The 16123-nt window shown below is 57.8% G+C and carries 15 protein-coding genes and 1 tRNA gene; 10 read left to right on the forward strand and 6 right to left on the reverse strand.

Annotated features, from left to right (window positions below):
• The first annotated feature begins 236 nt into the window (after positions 1–236).
• From KIT08_05830 to KIT08_05850, 5 genes are read left to right on the forward strand one after another with little or no spacing between them, the layout of a single operon-like run.
• A complete protein-coding gene (locus KIT08_05830; protein UYN90754.1) occupies positions 237–617 on the forward strand; it encodes a GntR family transcriptional regulator in 381 nt (126 codons plus the stop codon).
• Between the two features lie 36 nt (positions 618–653).
• The gene (locus KIT08_05835) at positions 654–1049 is read left to right on the forward strand and encodes a hypothetical protein (protein ID UYN90755.1); all 396 of its coding nucleotides are present in this window, start codon (positions 654–656) and stop codon (positions 1047–1049) included.
• 28 nt (positions 1050–1077) lie between these two features.
• Positions 1078–2997, forward strand: a complete 1920-nt coding sequence (locus KIT08_05840) for an ATP-binding cassette domain-containing protein (protein UYN90756.1) — start codon at positions 1078–1080, stop codon at positions 2995–2997.
• A complete protein-coding gene (locus KIT08_05845; GenBank protein UYN90757.1) occupies positions 2994–3785 on the forward strand; it encodes an ABC transporter permease subunit in 792 nt (263 codons plus the stop codon). Before KIT08_05840 ends, KIT08_05845 begins: the two co-directional genes overlap by 4 nt.
• A 3-nt stretch (positions 3786–3788) precedes the next feature.
• A complete protein-coding gene (locus tag KIT08_05850) occupies positions 3789–4520 on the forward strand; it encodes a hypothetical protein (GenBank protein UYN90758.1) in 732 nt (243 codons plus the stop codon).
• A 42-nt stretch (positions 4521–4562) separates the two neighbouring features.
• Here KIT08_05850 and KIT08_05855 read toward each other — a convergent pair whose 3' ends face one another.
• A complete protein-coding gene (locus tag KIT08_05855) occupies positions 4563–5198 on the reverse strand; it encodes a deoxynucleoside kinase (protein UYN90759.1) in 636 nt (211 codons plus the stop codon).
• A 130-nt stretch (positions 5199–5328) separates the two neighbouring features.
• Here KIT08_05855 and KIT08_05860 point away from each other — a divergent pair, with 130 nt between their 5' ends.
• Positions 5329–6186, forward strand: coding sequence for a hypothetical protein (locus KIT08_05860; protein UYN90760.1), 858 nt, complete (start codon positions 5329–5331; stop codon positions 6184–6186).
• A gap of 265 nt (positions 6187–6451) precedes the next feature.
• Positions 6452–6652, forward strand: coding sequence for a hypothetical protein (locus KIT08_05865; protein UYN90761.1), 201 nt, complete (start codon positions 6452–6454; stop codon positions 6650–6652).
• Positions 6653–6707: 55 nt separating this feature from the next.
• Here the strand turns inward: KIT08_05865 and KIT08_05870 are convergent, their stop codons facing one another.
• The 5 genes from KIT08_05870 to KIT08_05890 all read right to left on the reverse strand — a co-directional run bounded on the left by KIT08_05870 (position 6708) and on the right by KIT08_05890 (position 14001).
• Entirely contained in the window at positions 6708–8477 is a 1770-nt protein-coding gene (locus KIT08_05870) for a M3 family oligoendopeptidase (protein ID UYN90762.1), read from the reverse strand.
• A 105-nt stretch (positions 8478–8582) separates the two neighbouring features.
• Entirely contained in the window at positions 8583–9680 is a 1098-nt protein-coding gene (locus tag KIT08_05875; protein UYN90763.1) for a site-specific DNA-methyltransferase, read from the reverse strand.
• Positions 9681–10112: 432 nt separating this feature from the next.
• Positions 10113–11339 carry an AAA family ATPase gene (locus KIT08_05880; GenBank protein UYN90764.1) on the reverse strand — a complete coding sequence of 409 codons (1227 nt, stop codon included), beginning with the start codon at positions 11337–11339 and terminating at the stop codon, positions 10113–10115.
• Between the two features lie 168 nt (positions 11340–11507).
• On the reverse strand, positions 11508–12902 hold the full coding sequence (locus tag KIT08_05885; protein UYN90765.1) for an SIR2 family protein: 1395 nt from the start codon (positions 12900–12902) through the stop codon (positions 11508–11510).
• Between the two features lie 40 nt (positions 12903–12942).
• Positions 12943–14001, reverse strand: a complete 1059-nt coding sequence (locus KIT08_05890; protein ID UYN90766.1) for a YchF family ATPase — start codon at positions 13999–14001, stop codon at positions 12943–12945.
• Positions 14002–14237: 236 nt separating this feature from the next.
• On the opposite strand from KIT08_05890, the gene KIT08_05895 reads away from it, so the two are divergent.
• The 3 genes from KIT08_05895 to KIT08_05905 all read left to right on the forward strand — a co-directional run bounded on the left by KIT08_05895 (position 14238) and on the right by KIT08_05905 (position 16121).
• Positions 14238–14319, forward strand: a tRNA-Leu gene (locus KIT08_05895).
• Between the two features lie 431 nt (positions 14320–14750).
• On the forward strand, positions 14751–15434 hold the full coding sequence (locus KIT08_05900) for a metal-dependent hydrolase (protein ID UYN90788.1): 684 nt from the start codon (positions 14751–14753) through the stop codon (positions 15432–15434).
• 45 nt (positions 15435–15479) lie between these two features.
• Positions 15480–16121 (forward strand): molybdopterin-dependent oxidoreductase, encoded by a 642-nt coding sequence (locus tag KIT08_05905; GenBank protein UYN88634.1) that lies wholly within the window; start codon positions 15480–15482, stop codon positions 16119–16121.
• Positions 16122–16123: the final 2 nt, after the last annotated feature.

Here is a 16123-nt window from a genome sequence, read left to right on the forward strand (position 1 = left end):
CATTATAACGAGCGCGCGCTTAAAACCTTACGAGTATGTAATTCCGTTTTTTTACGGATCACCAACCTGCACATACCGAGCGAAGCTGGGCACAGTTTTTTCTGCTTAAAAAAGTTTCGTTTTTAAGCGATACAAAGGGGTGTTGGCACTTGACAAAGCGCGAGATTCATACAATAATACACATATACACTCATACAGAGGTACGCATAGCAATGAGCCCACTTTCAAGACTCCGTGTGGACCTTACCATACACACCCCGGCCTATCTGCAGATCATGGACCAGATTCGTTTGGCGATCGCCAATGGTGAGTTGAAGCCCGGCGACCAATTGCCCCCCGTGCGCCAGTTGGCAGCCGACCTGCAGATCAATTTCAACACAGTGGCGCGGGCTTATCGTTTGCTGGACGAGAAGTCGATCATCTCCACCCAGCACGGTCGCGGCACTTACATCCTAGACGCGCCGACCGGCAGGAACCTGCAACGATTGCGTAAGCAGCAGCTCGGCGTGATGGGCGAGCATTTGATAGAAGAGGCCGAGAAGCTGGGTTTTGAGCCGGCCGAGCTGCGCAAGTTAATGGATGAAAAGATCACAGCATGGGAAGCGAGCAAACGATAAGAGTGTTCGTTCTTATCCTAGAGAAAGGATGCGATCATGGCCTTCGCTGGAGCAGCACAGGCTGAACTGCAACGATTGATGCAAGAAGAGGAAGAGATGACCAACTACACACAAGATGATCTACAGAACTACGAGTTCAAAATTCTGCGCTCCGCGGTTTCAGGCTTCCGGTCTCGGGAAACCATGGCCAAAGCGCTGGAGGAAGAGGCTACCCACGGATGGCAGCTGGTGGAAAAGTTTGACGACGCCCGCATTCGCCTCAAGCGGCCTCGCGGCGCCAAATCACGCATCAACACCGGCGCTGGCGCTGGCACCGACCCCTACCGCACCCAGTACGGCATCAGTGATGGGCGTTTTGCCATTTACATTGTCACCGGCACGCTGCTGCTGTGCGCACTGATCATCGGCGGTCTGGTCTATTTCATAAACTGAGTTGTTTCACGTGAAACACAGGAGCACTATGAACACTTTGGACACACGACGGATCTGGATCTTTGTTGGCCTGGCCTTCGGCATTTGTTGGGCGATCGCAGGCGTCATATATGTAAACGGCGGCCTGGTCAACAGTCCGGAGATCCTTCCGGGTACTGGCATCACCCTGGCGACCGCGCTACTGGCGCTGGGCTGTATGTGGGCGCCGGCCGCGGCGCATTTATTGACACGTATCATCACGCGCGAAGGCTGGAAGGACATGTGGCTGCGCCCGCAGGCCGGCCGCAACTGGATAAGCTGGGGCCTTGCTTGGATCCTGCCGCCAGTCCTCACCCTGTTGGGCCTGGTGGTGTACTACGCGATTCTCCCCAGCCATTTTGACGGCAACCTGACCCAGCTACAGAGCCTGCTGGACGACGCGGCGGCGATGGCCGGCCAGGAACTGCCTTTTGATGTCTGGACAATGATGCTGATCCAGATCGGTCAGGCGATCTTGCTTGGCCCCATCCTCAATGGCTTCTTTACGTTTGGCGAAGAGTTTGGCTGGCGGGCGTATCTGCAGCCCAAGCTGATGCCGCTGGGTTTCCGCAAAGCGATGCTGGCGGTGGGCGTCATCTGGGGCTTGTGGCACGCCCCCATCATTGCCATGGGCCACAACTATGGCTTCGGCTATTGGGGCGAGCCGTGGACCGGCATCCTGGCCATGGTGTGGTTCACCGTTCCGCTGGCGGTCATCATCGGCTGGTTGACCTTGCGCGGCGGTAGCGTGTGGCCGGCAGTTATTGCCCATGGCAGCATCAATGCGATCGCCGGCATTGGCATCTACATGACCCACCTGGATGCACCGGGGCTTAGCTCGCTGCTGGGACCGCTGCCCACGGGCCTTATTGGTGGTTTACCCAGCGCACTGCTAGCGGCATACCTGCTCTGGAAGAACGGTAAGGTTGGCGGCGCAGGCGATGTTTCACGTGAAACATCCGGGCCTGCAGTCGGCCCATCCACGCCGCCCAGCGCCGAAGCAATCATCATCAACGGGTTGACCAAGCGCTTTGGCGACCTGGAGGCGGTGGATCATTTGGATCTCACGATCCCAGTAGGCGAAGTGTTTGGCCTGCTGGGGCCGAACGGCGCCGGCAAAACCACCACCATTCGCATGCTGGCGGCACTGATCGCACCGACTGAAGGGGAAGCATGGGTGGCGGGCCACCGCCTGGGCGAAGACAACACTGAGCTGCGCAAGCACATCGGCATCCTTACCGAGACGCCGGGTATGTATGAGCAACTGAGCGCCGAGCGCAATCTGGACTTCTTCGCCAAGATGTACGAGGTCGAAGACATCCCCGGCCAGGTGGAGCGCTATTTGCGCATGCTGGGCTTGTGGGGTCGCCGCCACGAAGCCGTGGGCGGTTTTTCCAAGGGCATGCGCCAAAAGCTAGCCATCGCCCGCGCCCTGCTCCACGAGCCGAAGGTGATCTTCTTTGATGAGCCGACCAGCGGCCTGGATCCTGAAGCTTCACGGGTGGTGCGTGACTTTATTGAGGAGCTGCGCGGCGAGGGCCGCACCATCATCGTTACCACTCACAACCTGGACGAGGCGGACCGCTTGTGCGACCGCATCGCCGTCTTCAAATCCAAGCTGCTGGCGGTGGACACGCCAAACAGTTTGCGACGCAAACTGTTTGGCCGCTCGGTAGTCTTCCATCTCGCTGCGGCCAAAGAGGCCTTTGCCAACGCGCTGCGCCAAAAAAGCTACGTGCACGAAGCGAATTTGCGCGGCGACAAGATCGTGGTCAAGCTGGATGACCCCGAAGCGCACAATCCCGAACTGCTGCGCGAGCTGATCGGCCTGGGTGCCGACGTGCAGTTTGTGGGCGAGATCCGCCAAAGCCTGGAAGATGTGTACTTTCAGCTACTGGGCGCCCAGGCCCAGCCAGAGGCGGCCACATGAAGAAGATAGGCGTACTGATCGCCAAAGAATGGGCGGAAGTGTTCCGCAACAAACTGGTGATCTTCAGCGTGGTCTTCATGCCGCTGGTCTTTGCAGTCATCCCACTCGGCATGCTTTACACCACCATAGGCGCGGATCTGAGCGCGGTGCAATCGGAGTTTGGGCCGCTGTTGGCGGCGCTCAACACCGCATGCGGCCCGCTGGAAGGCATCCAGTGTACGCAGCTGATCCTGCTGCAGCAGTTCCTGGTGCTGTTCCTGCTCATGCCCGCCATCATCCCGATCACCATCGCTTCCTACAGCATTGTGGGCGAGAAGACCACGCGCACCCTGGAGCCACTGTTGGCCACTCCGATCACTACCGGCGAGCTGTTAGCAGGCAAGGCCTTTGCAGCGGCGCTGCCGGCGTTGTTGGCAAGCCTGGGCAGTTTCACCATCTTTGCAATTGGCACCGGCATATTGGCGGGCAGCGAAGTGGCGGCGCGTCTGCTTTCGCCGCTGTGGCTGCTAGGAATTTTTGTGGTCGGCCCCCTGCTTTCGGTCACCGGGGTAAGCCTGGCGATCATGATCTCTTCACGGGTCAATGACCCGCGCGCCGCGGAACAGCTGGCCGCCCTGCTGATCTTGCCGGTGATGGCCCTATTCCTGGGCCAGATGTTCGGGGCAGTAACGTTGAACCAAACGCTGTTACTAAGCATCGCCGGCGCGTTGGTATTCGTTGATCTGGCGCTGTTATATTTTGCGATCCGTTTGTTTCAACGCGAAACCATATTGACGCGTTGGAGGTAATGAATGAAGAAGCTTGCTTTGATCTTTGCAGCTACCGCCCTGTTCCTTGTTGTCACGCCAGCGCGCGCGCAGGAGACTGGCCTGATACTCAGCATGAGCCGCGATTTTGGCTACGCTGGTTTCGGTAGTGACATCGAGGGCTTGTTCAGCCTGCGCGCCAGCGGCCCTAGCGATCTGCAGCGCGTGGATTTTTACATTGAGGATGAGTTGATCGGCAGCGTCGCCGAGGAACCTTATCGGGTTCAGTTCACCACGAAAGACTATGAGCCCGGTGAGCGCACGATGTACGCACTGGGCTACCTGAGCGATGGCAGCCAGCTGCGCTCGAACGAGTTCACGCGCATTTTTCTTTCCGCCGAGCAGGCGCGCGGCAAGATGCTTGAGTTGGTGTTTCCGATCCTTGGCATCGTGCTGGTGGTGACGCTAGTGACCACTGTCGTACCGGCTCTGTTTGGCCGCGGCAAACCGGTGCGCGGCAAATATGGCATGAGTGGCGGTGCGGTTTGCCCCAAGTGCGACTTGCCGTTCCCGCTGCGCTTCTTCAGCTTCAATATGGGCGCCCGTAAGTTTGAGCGCTGCCCGCATTGCGGCAAGTGGTCCATGGTGCGCCGAGCCAGCAAAGAGGACCTGGCGGCCGCGGAGGCACGCTGGGCTGCACTGGATGCGCCTGGGCAACCCGCACCGCGCGACAGCCGGCAGGATGAACAAATAGACAACAGTCGATATGAGAATTGATTATTCAAAAACAAAAAAAAGACCTGCGTTGCAGGTCTTTTTTTATTCGAGCGGCAATTGGGTTTGGCGCGGGGCGGATCGTAGCGCCTCGCGTATCAGTTGCTCCACGTGCGCTTGCGCTTGCGGGCTGCTAACAATATCCAGCTCATCGGTGGCAATGCGCAGTACGGGGACCCCCTTTATATAGTCGTCAAAGAAGCCTTCATAAGCCTGGTTGAGCGTGTCGATGTACGCTCGCTCCATCTGGCGTTCGTAGGGGCGGTCACGGCGGGCAATGCGTTGCATGAGCACATCTGTGGAGGCTTGCAGGTATACGATGAGCTCCGGCAGCTGGATCTTCTCAGCCAGCGCATCATGCACGTTGTAGTACATCTCCAGCTCATCGCCCACCAGGTTGATGCGCGCGAACAAGGCATCTTTGGCAAAGGTGTAATCCGTAATCAGGTTCTTGCCCTGATTCAGAATGTCAGGCGCAAAACGGTTCTGCTGATGATAGCGGCTGAGCAGAAAGAAGATCTGGGTCTGAAAAGCATAGCGCGCTCGATCACCATAGAAATCTGACAAAAACGGGTTTTCGTCAAAGACTTCGAGGCGCAGCTCAGCCTCAAAACGCTCCTGCAGCAGGCGCGCCAAGGTGGTCTTCCCCACCCCGATCACGCCCTCGATCGCAATGTACATAACGGGAATTCTTATACCAGTGCGAGCAAGGCTTATCAAGCAACTTGATATTAACAATTACGCGGGCGCGCTTTTTGTGCAAAAAAGGCAGGCTTGCTCTATAGTTTAGGCGGAGAATAAGGAACGACCCATGAGACGAACTTTGCCTTTGTTGGCAGCCGTGAGCTTGCTATTGAGTGCGTGCGCGCTGCCATTTGCGCCCGCCCCTACCGCCACCGAAACCCCGCTGCCCCCGCCCAGCGAAACGCCAACGCTGGCAGCCACGGCCACCGAGACTCCTCTGCCTACCAACACCTTGGAGCCAACCGAGACCCTGCCGCCTACGGAAACACTGCCACCCACGGAGACGCCCACTTTCACGCCGACTCCTACGCCGCTGCCGTTCGACCCGCGCAGCGAATACGGCAACACGCCTACGCTGTATGACAGTATGGACACTGACCGCAACTGGGCCGATTCCAGCGGCCTACCCAACGACACATTGCTGCGGTTGGCGCTGGGCGGTGGTTACCTGAACGTGACCGGCAAACAGGCCGGCTTTGACACCTGGTGGTTCACGGCGCCTTCGCCCAATGACATGTTCCTGCAAATGACAGTGCGCACCGACAACTGCAGCGGCAAGCAAGCCTATGGCTTCATTGTGCGCGGGCCGCAAAGCACTGGCGCCGGAGCACGCGGCTACATTTTTGCTTTTTCATGTGATGGTCATTACCGCCTGGACCGTCTGGACTCCACGGCGCCGTATAGCAAGACTGAGCTGATCGGCTGGACAGAGAACGACTACATCCGTCGCGGCAGCCAGGAAACCAATACCATTGGTATTCGCCTGATTGGTGATGTGCTCACACTGTATGCAAACCAATTTGAGATCGACGAGATCGAAGACGGCAATTTTGCCGGCGGGCGTTTTGGCCTGTATGTGAATGCAGACTCAACGGCAGGCTACACCTATCGCATCGACGAGCTGTGGTATTGGCGGCTAGACTGATGCATGGCCTTCGGCCATGCAGGAGTTTGCTGCGCGAACTCCGCCTGGCACTTGATGCTTAGTAAGGAGACCCAAAAATCCGGTGCAAATGCACCGGACTTTTTTGTTAGGTTTACTCTTTATACAAGCGCATTTCCAATGCTGGCCTAATACTTCACAGCCAAAGCTAATGTGAGAAAGCAGCGGATTCGGTAACGCGCTCTGCGGGGGAGGCGTTAGCGGGAACAGAGGCCCATTTTCAAATCCTTTGCCTCTGGAGGAAAAAATGGCTGGCAACAAACAGACCAAAGACAAGGATCTGCGAACCGGCAACGGCGAGCAGGCCGACAAGCGAGGTTCTGCGGCGCAGGACCCGCGTGAGCACGACCAGGGTCGTGTGAGCGGCACGCAGGAGCGCGAGTACGATGCGCAGCGCGAACGCCGCCGTGAAGACGAGCAGAACGAGATCAACGAGGAACCGATCTAGCGCTGCTTAGGTGGCAAACGAAACGGCCGGTGCATTGCACCGGCCGTTTTTTGTTTTAGCTCAGCTTCTCGAGCTCATTCACCATATTGGCGACGACATCATAGCCGCCCTGCCAGAAGGCCGGGTCTTTGATGTCTACGCCGGCGTTCTTGAGGATGTTCTCCGGGGAGTCGGAGCCGCCTGCAGAGAGGAGCTGGATGTAGCGCGGTTTGAACGAGTCGCCCTCGGCTTTGTACTGCTGGTAGAGCGAGAAGACGAGCAGCTGGCCGAAGGAGTAGGCGTAGACGTAGAACGGATAGTAGAAGATATGCGGGATGGAGACCCATTCGTACTTGAACTCATCGGCGATGTCCATCGAGTCGCCAAACTGATTGTTTAGATTCGCCATGTAGGCGGCGGAGAGCTCGTCTACGCTGGCGCCCTGGCTGACCATCTCGTGGGCCTGGCGCTCAAAGAGGGCAAAGCCGACCTGGCGCATGATGGTGGCGTAGGCATCATCCACCTGGCCGAAGAGGATGTCTCGGCGGACGGCGGGGTCGGTTTCTTCTTCGAGCAGGCGGTCGATGAGCAGCATCTCACCGAAGGTGGATGCGGTCTCAGCGAGCGGCAGCGAGGAGTGGAAGTTGAAGGCGTTGTGCTTATCGGCCAGGACGGCGTGCACAGCGTGGCCGAATTCGTGGGCCAGGGTGGACACATCGCGGGCGGCGCCGGTGTAGTTGATCAACACATACGGCAGCAGGGCCGGATCAGCGGAAGAGCAGAAGGCGCCGCCGCGCTTGCCCTTGCGGACTTCACTATCCACGTGGCCAGCATCGAAGATGCGGCGGGAAATATCGGCCAGTTGAGGGTCAAAGCTGCCGAAGGATTCGAGGGTGAGGGCGACGGCCTTATCGTAGGAATATTCTTTGGTGGACTTGGCGACGGGGGCATAGATATCGTAACGGCGCAGCTTGTCCATGCCGAGGACTTTGGCCTTCATTTTGAAGAAGCGCTGGAAGATGCGGGTGTTCTCCTCCGAGACGCCGAGCAAGGTGTCGACGACCTCGTCTGAGATGTCGTTGCCGAGGTTGCGAACGGAGATGGCGCTCTCGAACTTGCGCAGGTCGAGGTTCTCGGACTTCCAGTCACGCGTGACGGTCTGGTACATCTGGCCGAGGATGGGGGCATCCTCGCCATAGACGCGGTAGAGCTCCTGGTAGGCGTTGCGGCGATGGTCTGGATTGGGGCTGTAGGCCAGCTTCATCAGCTCGCCGCGAGTGAGCTCTTTGATCTCGCCGTCGACATCTACTTTGAAGACGTAGCGGTCGGTGATGGCGGAGTAGAGGGCCTGCATGGCCTTGGCGCCGGTGACGTCTTTGAGGTTGATGATCTTCTCTTCGGCCTCGGTGAGCGTGTAGGGCTTGAAGTTGCGGATCTGGCGCAGCCAATAGTCGAACTCCGGCCCGGCGGAGGCTTGCAGCTTGGCGGCGAGGTCATCAGAGAGCGCCTTCCACCAGATGCTGAAGAAGAGGGTCTTGTTGCTGAGCTCGGCCATGAGCTGGTCGACGCGGGCCTGAAAGGCCTGGGCTTCCTGGTTCTGGGTGTCTTCGCTGAACCAGAGACCGGCGAACTGATCGATACGAGCGGCGAGGCGGGTGTTTTGCTCCATCTGGGTGACGATGGCTTTGAAGTCGGCGTCACTGATTTTGTCGGTGAGCTTTTCGCGCTGCTTTTCAAAAGCGGCGACATTGCTCTCGAGCTTTTTGATGGCGGCTTTCATCTCGGAGCTGTCGGCCCCGGGGAAGAGGTCTTTGAGGGACCAGCGGCTGAGGGTGTATTCGGTCATGAGGTGTTTTCCTTTTCTTGACTGAATTGTAGCTTGGCTGGGAAATTTAGCCACAGATGAACACAGATGCGTGGCTGCGCCACGCGGCGCAGATAAAACCCTAATTTATTTATCTTTGATTCCTTCACGCAGCAATTGGCGCAGGTCGTCGATGGGGCGGCGGCGGCCGGTGTCTGGGTCGATGTAGTGCCAATGCTGCCAGCCGTTGGCGGGTGCGGCGAGGGCCTCTTTGGCGGCCTGGTGAATAGAGGCGCGGCGGCCGTTGTATCTGAGCGAGCCATCGGCGAGGATGCGGGCGCTCTCGCGGCCCTTTTCGCCGAGGTAGAGGCGCTGGCCGGCTTCGAGCAGGCCGGCTTCGAGCAGGTTGCCGAAGGGAATGCGCGGCTCGCGACGGGGCTCATGCGCCTCGAAGAGCTCGGCTTCGTAGGCGACGGGCTCGATCTGGCCGATGCGGCGGCGGGCTAGACGGACGTAGGCGGGGTCTTGCTCGATGCCGATCCAGTTGCGGTGCAGGCGCTTGGCAACGGCGCCGGTGGTGCCGGAACCGAAGAAGGGGTCAAGAACTACATCGCCGGGGTTGGTACTGGAGAGCAGGACGCGGTAGAGCAATGATTCCGGCTTTTGCGTTGGGTGGGCGCTCTCGCCATCGGCGCGCAGACGCTCGCCCCCGGAGGCGATGGGGAGCAGCCAATCGCTGCGCATCTGCTTGTCTTCGTTGAGCGACTTCATGGCGTGATAGTTGAAAGTGTACGGCGCGCCCTGCTCTTTTTGGGCCCAGAGCAGGGTTTCGTGAGCGTTGGTGAAACGGGTGCCGCGGAAATTGGGCGTGGGGTTGGCTTTGACCCAGACGATGGAGTTGAGCAGCCAGTAGTCAAGATCTTGCAGGATGTTGCCGACGCGATGGATGTTGTGATAGCTGCCGATGACCCAGAGGGTGCCGCTGGGCTTGAGGACGCGGCGGCAGGCGGCGAGCCAGGCACGAGTGAAGTCATCATAGGCGGCGAAATCATCAAAACGGTCCCAGGCTTCCTGGACGCCGCGGACCTTGGTGTTGTTGGGGCGGCGCAGCTCGCCGCCGAGCTGGAGGTTGTAGGGGGGATCGGCAAAGACGAGGTCGATGGAGTTGGCGGGGAGTTTGGCCAGCTCGGCCAGGCAGTCGCCGTGGAGGACGGAGTTGAGGGGCAGGGATGTGGCGCGGGGCATGAGTGCGTGGTCTCCGGCGCTTATTATGGATAAGGGGCAGGAATTGTGCGTCGGAAGCGGTGCGGGAGTTTTTGCGCCGTACGCGAAGCGGAGATGCTGCGCTGAGGGGCAAATGTAGATCAGCGGGCAAGGGCGAAAGGCGGAACAATGAGGTATTTGCATTCGCGAATCTCTTGCAGGGGCTCTGCCCCTGCGACCCCGTTGGGGGAACCTACGCTGCGCTTTGAGTTGGTTCCCCCCGAGCCCCCTCCGCAGACGCTCGTGTGAGTTGTGCATTCTGTCGCGGTTCCTCTGCGACCCGCGCCGAGGAATTGGTCTAAGGAAAGTTTTTTGTGAGCTAGGATCACACAACTTGCAAAAAGATGTTGCTCGTTAAGTCGGTGAGGGTATAGGGTGCAACTGAAAAGATATCTGGACATGGTGAGAGTTGGCTTAGGCATGGTTGACAGCCTCGTGGCCGAGCGGGGTGAGGGCGTAAAGGGCGGGCGTGCCGTGGCCGCCGGGATTGGTGCGAGTGATGTAGCCGGCTGAGGCAAGCTCGTACACAAGGGTGCGGGCGCGGGAAGCGCCGGGCTGGGAAATGAGTTGTGGAGTGGCGGCTTCGCCAAGTTCGGCGAGGGTGAGGAGGAGGCTGCGGGCGGAGCGGCTGAGCCTGGCCGGCGCGGTTTGGCGATCGGCGAGGGATAGAGTAAATGTGTCTGGCGAGAAGTGGGTCTGGGCGGTGAGGGAGAGCGGCTCGACATCGCGGGCTTTGATGGTGGAGAGTTGAATGCAAGAGTCTTGCGGCGGGGATTGGGCCAGGAGCATGTGATCTACGCCAGAGGAAAGGGCGGAGGAGCCGCGGAAGACGCCTTGCTTATTGGTGTGGTGAATGACCAGCACAGCGACATCCGCCTGAAGGCTGAGGCGGCGCAGGTTGGCAAGAACGGGCTGGACGGAGAGGACATTGTTCTCATCTGTGCCGGGCATGATGTTGTTGAGGCAATCGATGACGATGAGGCCGGCGTTGAGGGAGTGAGCGCGCTGGACGAGGGGGACGACGACGTTGTCTTCAGCAAAGTTGTGGAAGGCAGGCGGGATGAAATGGAGCGGGGCTGTGCGGGGCGCGTTGAAGCCGCGCATGACAAGGGCGAGGCGAGACCAGGTGCGCTGCAAGCCGCCCTCTTCATCGACAATTAAGACTGGAGCAGGTTGCGTGGAGCGGCCGAGCCAGGGCTGGCCAGTGGCGACGCTGACGGCGAGATGGAGGGCGAGCCAGGTCTTTTTGGCGCCGGGCGCGCCGACAAGCAGGTTGAGGCTAGGACGGGCGATGACGCCTTGGACAAGGGCTGGCTGTGCTGGAGGCGGAGTTTCAAGAGCTTCCCAGGCGGAATAGACGCGCAGCTGGCCGATGTAGTCGTAGGCGAGATCGTCGGCAGCCTGTTGGACCTCAAGCTCCATGTGGGCGGCGTCAGGCCGCTCGGCGATGGAATCAAGGAAGGCCCGCTGGCGCTGGGCGTAGGTGCTGGCGGTGAGGCTGCGAACGGCGTTGTAGGCGGCCTGCCATTCCGGCGGCAAGGCTTCAGGCAACTGGGCGGCGAGGCCGTGGTGGATGAGGCGGGCGAGGATGTGAGCAGGCTCTGGCGCGGTGCTGGAGCCGGAGTCGGTGACAGCGTGCATGGAACCCCCAAGGCTGGACTGCGAAATGTTGCAAGTGGGGGGAATGTAGCAGGGATTAGCGGGGGCGAGAGGGATTGGGGCGCGGTGTCAAGGAGGAGGTTCAGCGAAAATAACGCTCAACCAGACTAGTCAATCGCCTTTAGGATGTTACTTTCTTGGGAGGTGTTTCTAGATATTTCCTTTATCATCCTTCATTTCCTTGCTAATAAAATCGCCATTCAAAAATTTAGGCAAGGTCTCAGCACAATCACCATAAACTGAAAGTACTCGTCTTTTATCAAAATTTTGGATTCTCAATTCAAACTGTTTGGTCACTTTCTCCACAACAGAAACATCTGGGTCAAAGATAATCATTCGAGATTTCTCGTTTGTTGATAACCACTTGCTAAGCATTCTTGAAATATATAGGTCTGCATCAGAAAAGGAGAAGCCCACGACAGCCACAATGCTGGCTTCACTGAGGGCGTCCTCGGCTCGCTCTAAGAGTGAATTTAATGAAGGAAAAATGTCAAACTTCATTGCCAGTGGAGGCACGAGCAACCCTCTTCGTTGTCCTCCACATTCCTTGCAAACTGCTATCACTGGGTAGAACGCAATATCATTGAGATAATTTTGTACAGTCGTGTTGATATCAATTAAGTGAACCTTTTGACAAGTCTCACAGAAAAACCAATTAAGACTCCCATGAAGCTTAATAAGACGCGTCCCTGATTTTGGTGCACCACCTTGGTCATTGGTAAAATCAAGTTGATAGTTTAAGTCGTGCCCATCTTTGAGTAGCGCTAAATCCATACAGCAGTCATAGTTAGTTGTAACAATCGAGGACTTGCTGTTCCCTTTGACGTAGTCAGCTATAGCTAAGTGACCAGCATTGGGTTTTGCTGGCAACATACGACTAGATAAAAGACCGAAAAGAACTTGAAGAGTATCTTGCAAGAAGAGTACTGAAGAAAAGTCAACCCTTGGTCTTCTAAAGACCCGTCGCTCTTCTTGTGCTTGAAGATTCCCAAACAGCAGAAAGTCAACCAAATTTAGCACGTTGGGGTTTTGACTGCAGTATTCAGCAAGTTGAGCTGAAGTCAGCAAGTCTTCGATATTCTCAATCTTCTTCTCAACACAAAAATCAGCGAGTCTATTGACATCTTCGCGGTCAAGTCTTCGGGCCCTAGCCAGCATATCTGGAAGGAGCTCTTTAACAGTGGGGATACCCGATGGTTCCGGTTTGGAAGCTCCGGCGCCTAACAAAAAGACTATATTCTCGGTTTTGGGGTCAACTAGCTGTACTTCTTCATCAACTCCCAAGAGGTGGGCTACCAGCCTTTTTACTTCTTCTAGTAATCTTGCATAACGATGGGCGGAAGGTCGACTTGATAACTCTGAATAGATATCAAGCCAGTCTGGGTGTAAGCTCTCCTCCCCAGACAATATATCTTCGTCAGTTATTGCTTCTCGCAACAAACTGACTGCGTGTGAAGTTGCACCTTCTTCAAGAGCAGTGATCGCCTCACTGAGCATGCTTACTTGCTCAATTGACACTTGTTCTACCCCCAACTTTATTTTCATGTTCCCTCTGTATTAATCTCTTAGAATTTTACCAGTCACTCTACACATTAAACCTAACGTTGATGATGTCGCCGTCCGCCATCTTGTACTCCTTGCCCTCGAGGCGGAGGCGGCCTTTGTCGCGGGCCTGGGCCATGCCGCCGAGCTCGAGGAGTTCATCGCCGGCGACGATCTCGGCGCGGATGAAGCCGCGGGCGATATCGGAGTGGATGGCGCCGGCGGCCTCCAGGGCGCTGGCGTGCTTGCGCAGCATCCAGGCGTGGGCCTCGGGCTCGCCGACGGTGTAGAAGGTCTGCGTGTCCATCAGGTCGTAGGCGGCGCGGATGATGCGCAGGGAGCCGGGCTCCTGCAAGCCATATTCTTGTAAGAATATGGCTTGCTCATCAGCGGGCAACTGGGCCAGCTCCATTTCAAGCTTGCCTTGCAGAGCCAACACGGGCAGGCTGGAGGTGAGCGCGGGGGCAGCCTGGCCCTCGCCGAGGTTGATGACGGCGAGGATGGGCTTAAGGGTCAGGAGGCCGATGCCGGCGCTGGCAGTGATCTCGTCGTCGGTGAGGCCGGCGGTGCGCAGCGGCTTGTTATCTGAGAGGGCCGCGTGCAGTTTTTCGAAGTGGGCGATCTGGCGATCGAGGGCGGCGATATCACGGCCGCCTTTGCCGCGCTCTTCTTTGAGCTTTTGCTGCTTGCGCTCGACAATGATGAGATCGTTGAGGAGCAGCTCGTCTTCGATGGAGCGCAGGTCACGGGCGGCGTCAACGGTGGTGGCGGGGTGGGCCACGCTATCGTCCTCGAAGGCGCGCAAAACGATGAGCAGCCCGTCCATGCCACTGAGGGCGTTGAGCAGCTGGCCGCTGAGGCCCTGGGACGCCTCGCCAGAGCCCATACCGGCCACGTCGGCGAAAGAGATCTGGGCGTGCACGATCTTCTTGGAGGCGAATAGGGCAGCGAGGCGCTTGAGGCGCTCGTCTGGCACGTCGACCACGGCGGTGGTGATCTCAATGCGGCCGGCGCTCATGGCGAGCGGGCGGTTGCTGTGGGTGAGGGCGTTGAATATGGTGGTCTTGCCGGATTGCGGCAGGCCGATGATGCCTAATTTCATACGTTGCACTAGTCCTTATAGTTAATCGAGATGCCGCACAAACCCGTACAACTTTTGGAGTAGCTACAGAGCTAACGCTCGGTTACGCTACTCCGCGCTTCAGTCGTACCGAGGATATAGGCGTTGACCTTCGTCTGGTGCGTACGCAATAGCTGCGCTATTGCGGTGGAGTTTGCAAAAACCGCAAACTCCATGTTGACCATGCCTTTCCGGCTGATTATACTTTCATGCCTTTAGCCGAAGTGGCGGAACTGGCAGACGCGCGCGACTCAAAATCGCGTTCCCTTGGGAGTGTGGGTTCGATTCCCACCTTCGGCACCTTAAAAACAACGGCCCGCCGGCCGTTGTTTTTAGTTTATTTCTGTGGATAACCTGGCTTGTTTCGGTGGATAACTCAGGGGATTTGTGGATAGCAGGCTGTTGATAGCCGCTCTTCTGCCTCTGCAGTTGTCAAGCCTGGCTGTGTGTATGAGCGTGGATACTTTGAGGATAATCGGGCATATTCCCTATAGGATAGCTCTGCACGGGAGTACTCCCTATTGTCTGCTACCTGCCGTTGTGGAAAATTGCTTACGCTTTAGCCCAAGATAGCCTGCTCTTTTCAGCGTATTGGCGGCATATAGTGCTTTAGCGTGAAAATAGGGTAGCTATCCACAAATCCACAGGCCCTAAGACTAATACTAATAACTGATACAAAGAACTAAAGAGAGGGTTAGGGTTTATAGATTAAGACAAACCTTCAAAGGAGCCTGATGACGACTTACATTTGGTATGGACACGCCACCTGCGCTTTTGTGATCAATGGGATGCATGTGGTGGTTGACCCTTTCTTTCGGGAGAATGCCCAGGCGTCTATTGCGATGGACGATGTTCCGGCGGACTACATTTTGGTTAGCCATGGGCACTGGGATCATTCGGGGGACGTGGAGCCGATAGCCCAGCGCACGGGCGCCATGATCATTGCCAATGACGAGATTGCCCGCTATTACGCTGCTAAGGGATACAAGACCCACGGCCAGCATATTGGCGGCGGGTTCAAGCACCCGTTCGGCTATTTGAAGCTGACGCATGCGGCGCATGGGTCAGGCTTTCCCGACGGGTTCCCAGGGGGCACGGCGAGCGGCTTTTTGCTGACCACGCCAGAGGGCAAGAAGGTCTACCTGGGCTGCGACACGGGCTTGTTCGGCGATATGGCGCTGATCGGCGATGAGGGCGTGGAGTTTGCGGCCCTGCCGATCGGCGACAACTTCACCATGGGGCCAGACGATGCTCTGAAGGCGGTGAAGCTGCTGCGGCCCAAGCGGGTGCAGCCGTATCACTACTCGACCTGGGATGTGATCAAGCAGGACGAGCACGCCTGGGTAAAACGAGTGAACGCGGAAACGGACACGGAGGCGTTCGTGATGCAGCCCGGAGACTCGCTGGAGATTTAGCCTGCATTCATGCAGGCGGCAGGCGCCGGGTCTATACTGAGGGCTATGTTCGACTTCTCGAAGGATCGCCGTGAGGAAGAAGCGCGGGTGCGCAGCGAAGGGCGACTGCCGCCCGGACAATCGCTGACGCAGAAGTTCCCGGTGCTGCATTATGGGCCGGTGCCGCGCTTTAACCCGGAGACCTGGGACCTGCGCGTTTGGGGCGAGGTAGAGGAAGAGCGGCGCTGGAGCTGGGACGAGTTCAAGCAATTGCCGCGCCGCAAAGTTGTGATGGATCTGCACTGCGTGACGCGCTGGAGCAAGTTCGACACCGAGTGGGAAGGTGTGGGCTTGAAAGACCTGGTGGATAAAGGATTGATCAAGCTCAAGCCCACGGCCAAATATCTGCTGCAGCATGCAGAGTATGGCTTCACCGTGAACATCCCGATCGAGGTGGCTCTGGCGGAGAATTTTCTGCTGGCGGATATGTTCAACGGGCAACCGCTGGACCCAGACCACGGGTTGCCGCTGCGTGGCGTGGTGGGCTACATCCGCGGGCGCGAGGATCTGGAGACGCCGTATTTGTGGAAGGGCGCCAAATGGCTGCGCGGGCTGGAGTTCTTGACCGAGGACCAGCTGGGCTTCTGGGAGCAGGCCGGGTATCACAACCGCGCCAATGTGTGGAAGGAAGAGCGGTTCGCGCGCTAGCT

Source organism: Anaerolineales bacterium, assembly GCA_025808555.1.
GTDB lineage: Bacteria > Chloroflexota > Anaerolineae > Anaerolineales > UBA11579 > JAMCZK01.

Bases quoted from the DNA above. Each gene is read 5' to 3' on its own strand.
- KIT08_05880 (UYN90764.1), bottom strand. From the start codon at position 11,339: ATGCACGCTGTCACCGACTCCGGCTCCAGCACCGCGCCAGAGCCTGCT.
- KIT08_05835 (UYN90755.1), top strand. From the start codon at position 654: ATGGCCTTCGCTGGAGCAGCACAGGCTGAACTGCAACGATTGATGCAA.
- KIT08_05840 (UYN90756.1), top strand. From the start codon at position 1,078: ATGAACACTTTGGACACACGACGGATCTGGATCTTTGTTGGCCTGGCC.
- KIT08_05875 (UYN90763.1), bottom strand. From the start codon at position 9,680: ATGCCCCGCGCCACATCCCTGCCCCTCAACTCCGTCCTCCACGGCGAC.
- KIT08_05905 (UYN88634.1), top strand. From the start codon at position 15,480: ATGTTCGACTTCTCGAAGGATCGCCGTGAGGAAGAAGCGCGGGTGCGC.
- KIT08_05890 (UYN90766.1), bottom strand. From the start codon at position 14,001: ATGAAATTAGGCATCATCGGCCTGCCGCAATCCGGCAAGACCACCATA.
- KIT08_05865 (UYN90761.1), top strand. From the start codon at position 6,452: ATGGCTGGCAACAAACAGACCAAAGACAAGGATCTGCGAACCGGCAAC.
- KIT08_05885 (UYN90765.1), bottom strand. From the start codon at position 12,902: ATGAAAATAAAGTTGGGGGTAGAACAAGTGTCAATTGAGCAAGTAAGC.
- KIT08_05850 (UYN90758.1), top strand. From the start codon at position 3,789: ATGAAGAAGCTTGCTTTGATCTTTGCAGCTACCGCCCTGTTCCTTGTT.
- KIT08_05870 (UYN90762.1), bottom strand. From the start codon at position 8,477: ATGACCGAATACACCCTCAGCCGCTGGTCCCTCAAAGACCTCTTCCCC.
- KIT08_05855 (UYN90759.1), bottom strand. From the start codon at position 5,198: ATGTACATTGCGATCGAGGGCGTGATCGGGGTGGGGAAGACCACCTTG.
- KIT08_05860 (UYN90760.1), top strand. From the start codon at position 5,329: ATGAGACGAACTTTGCCTTTGTTGGCAGCCGTGAGCTTGCTATTGAGT.
- KIT08_05845 (UYN90757.1), top strand. From the start codon at position 2,994: ATGAAGAAGATAGGCGTACTGATCGCCAAAGAATGGGCGGAAGTGTTC.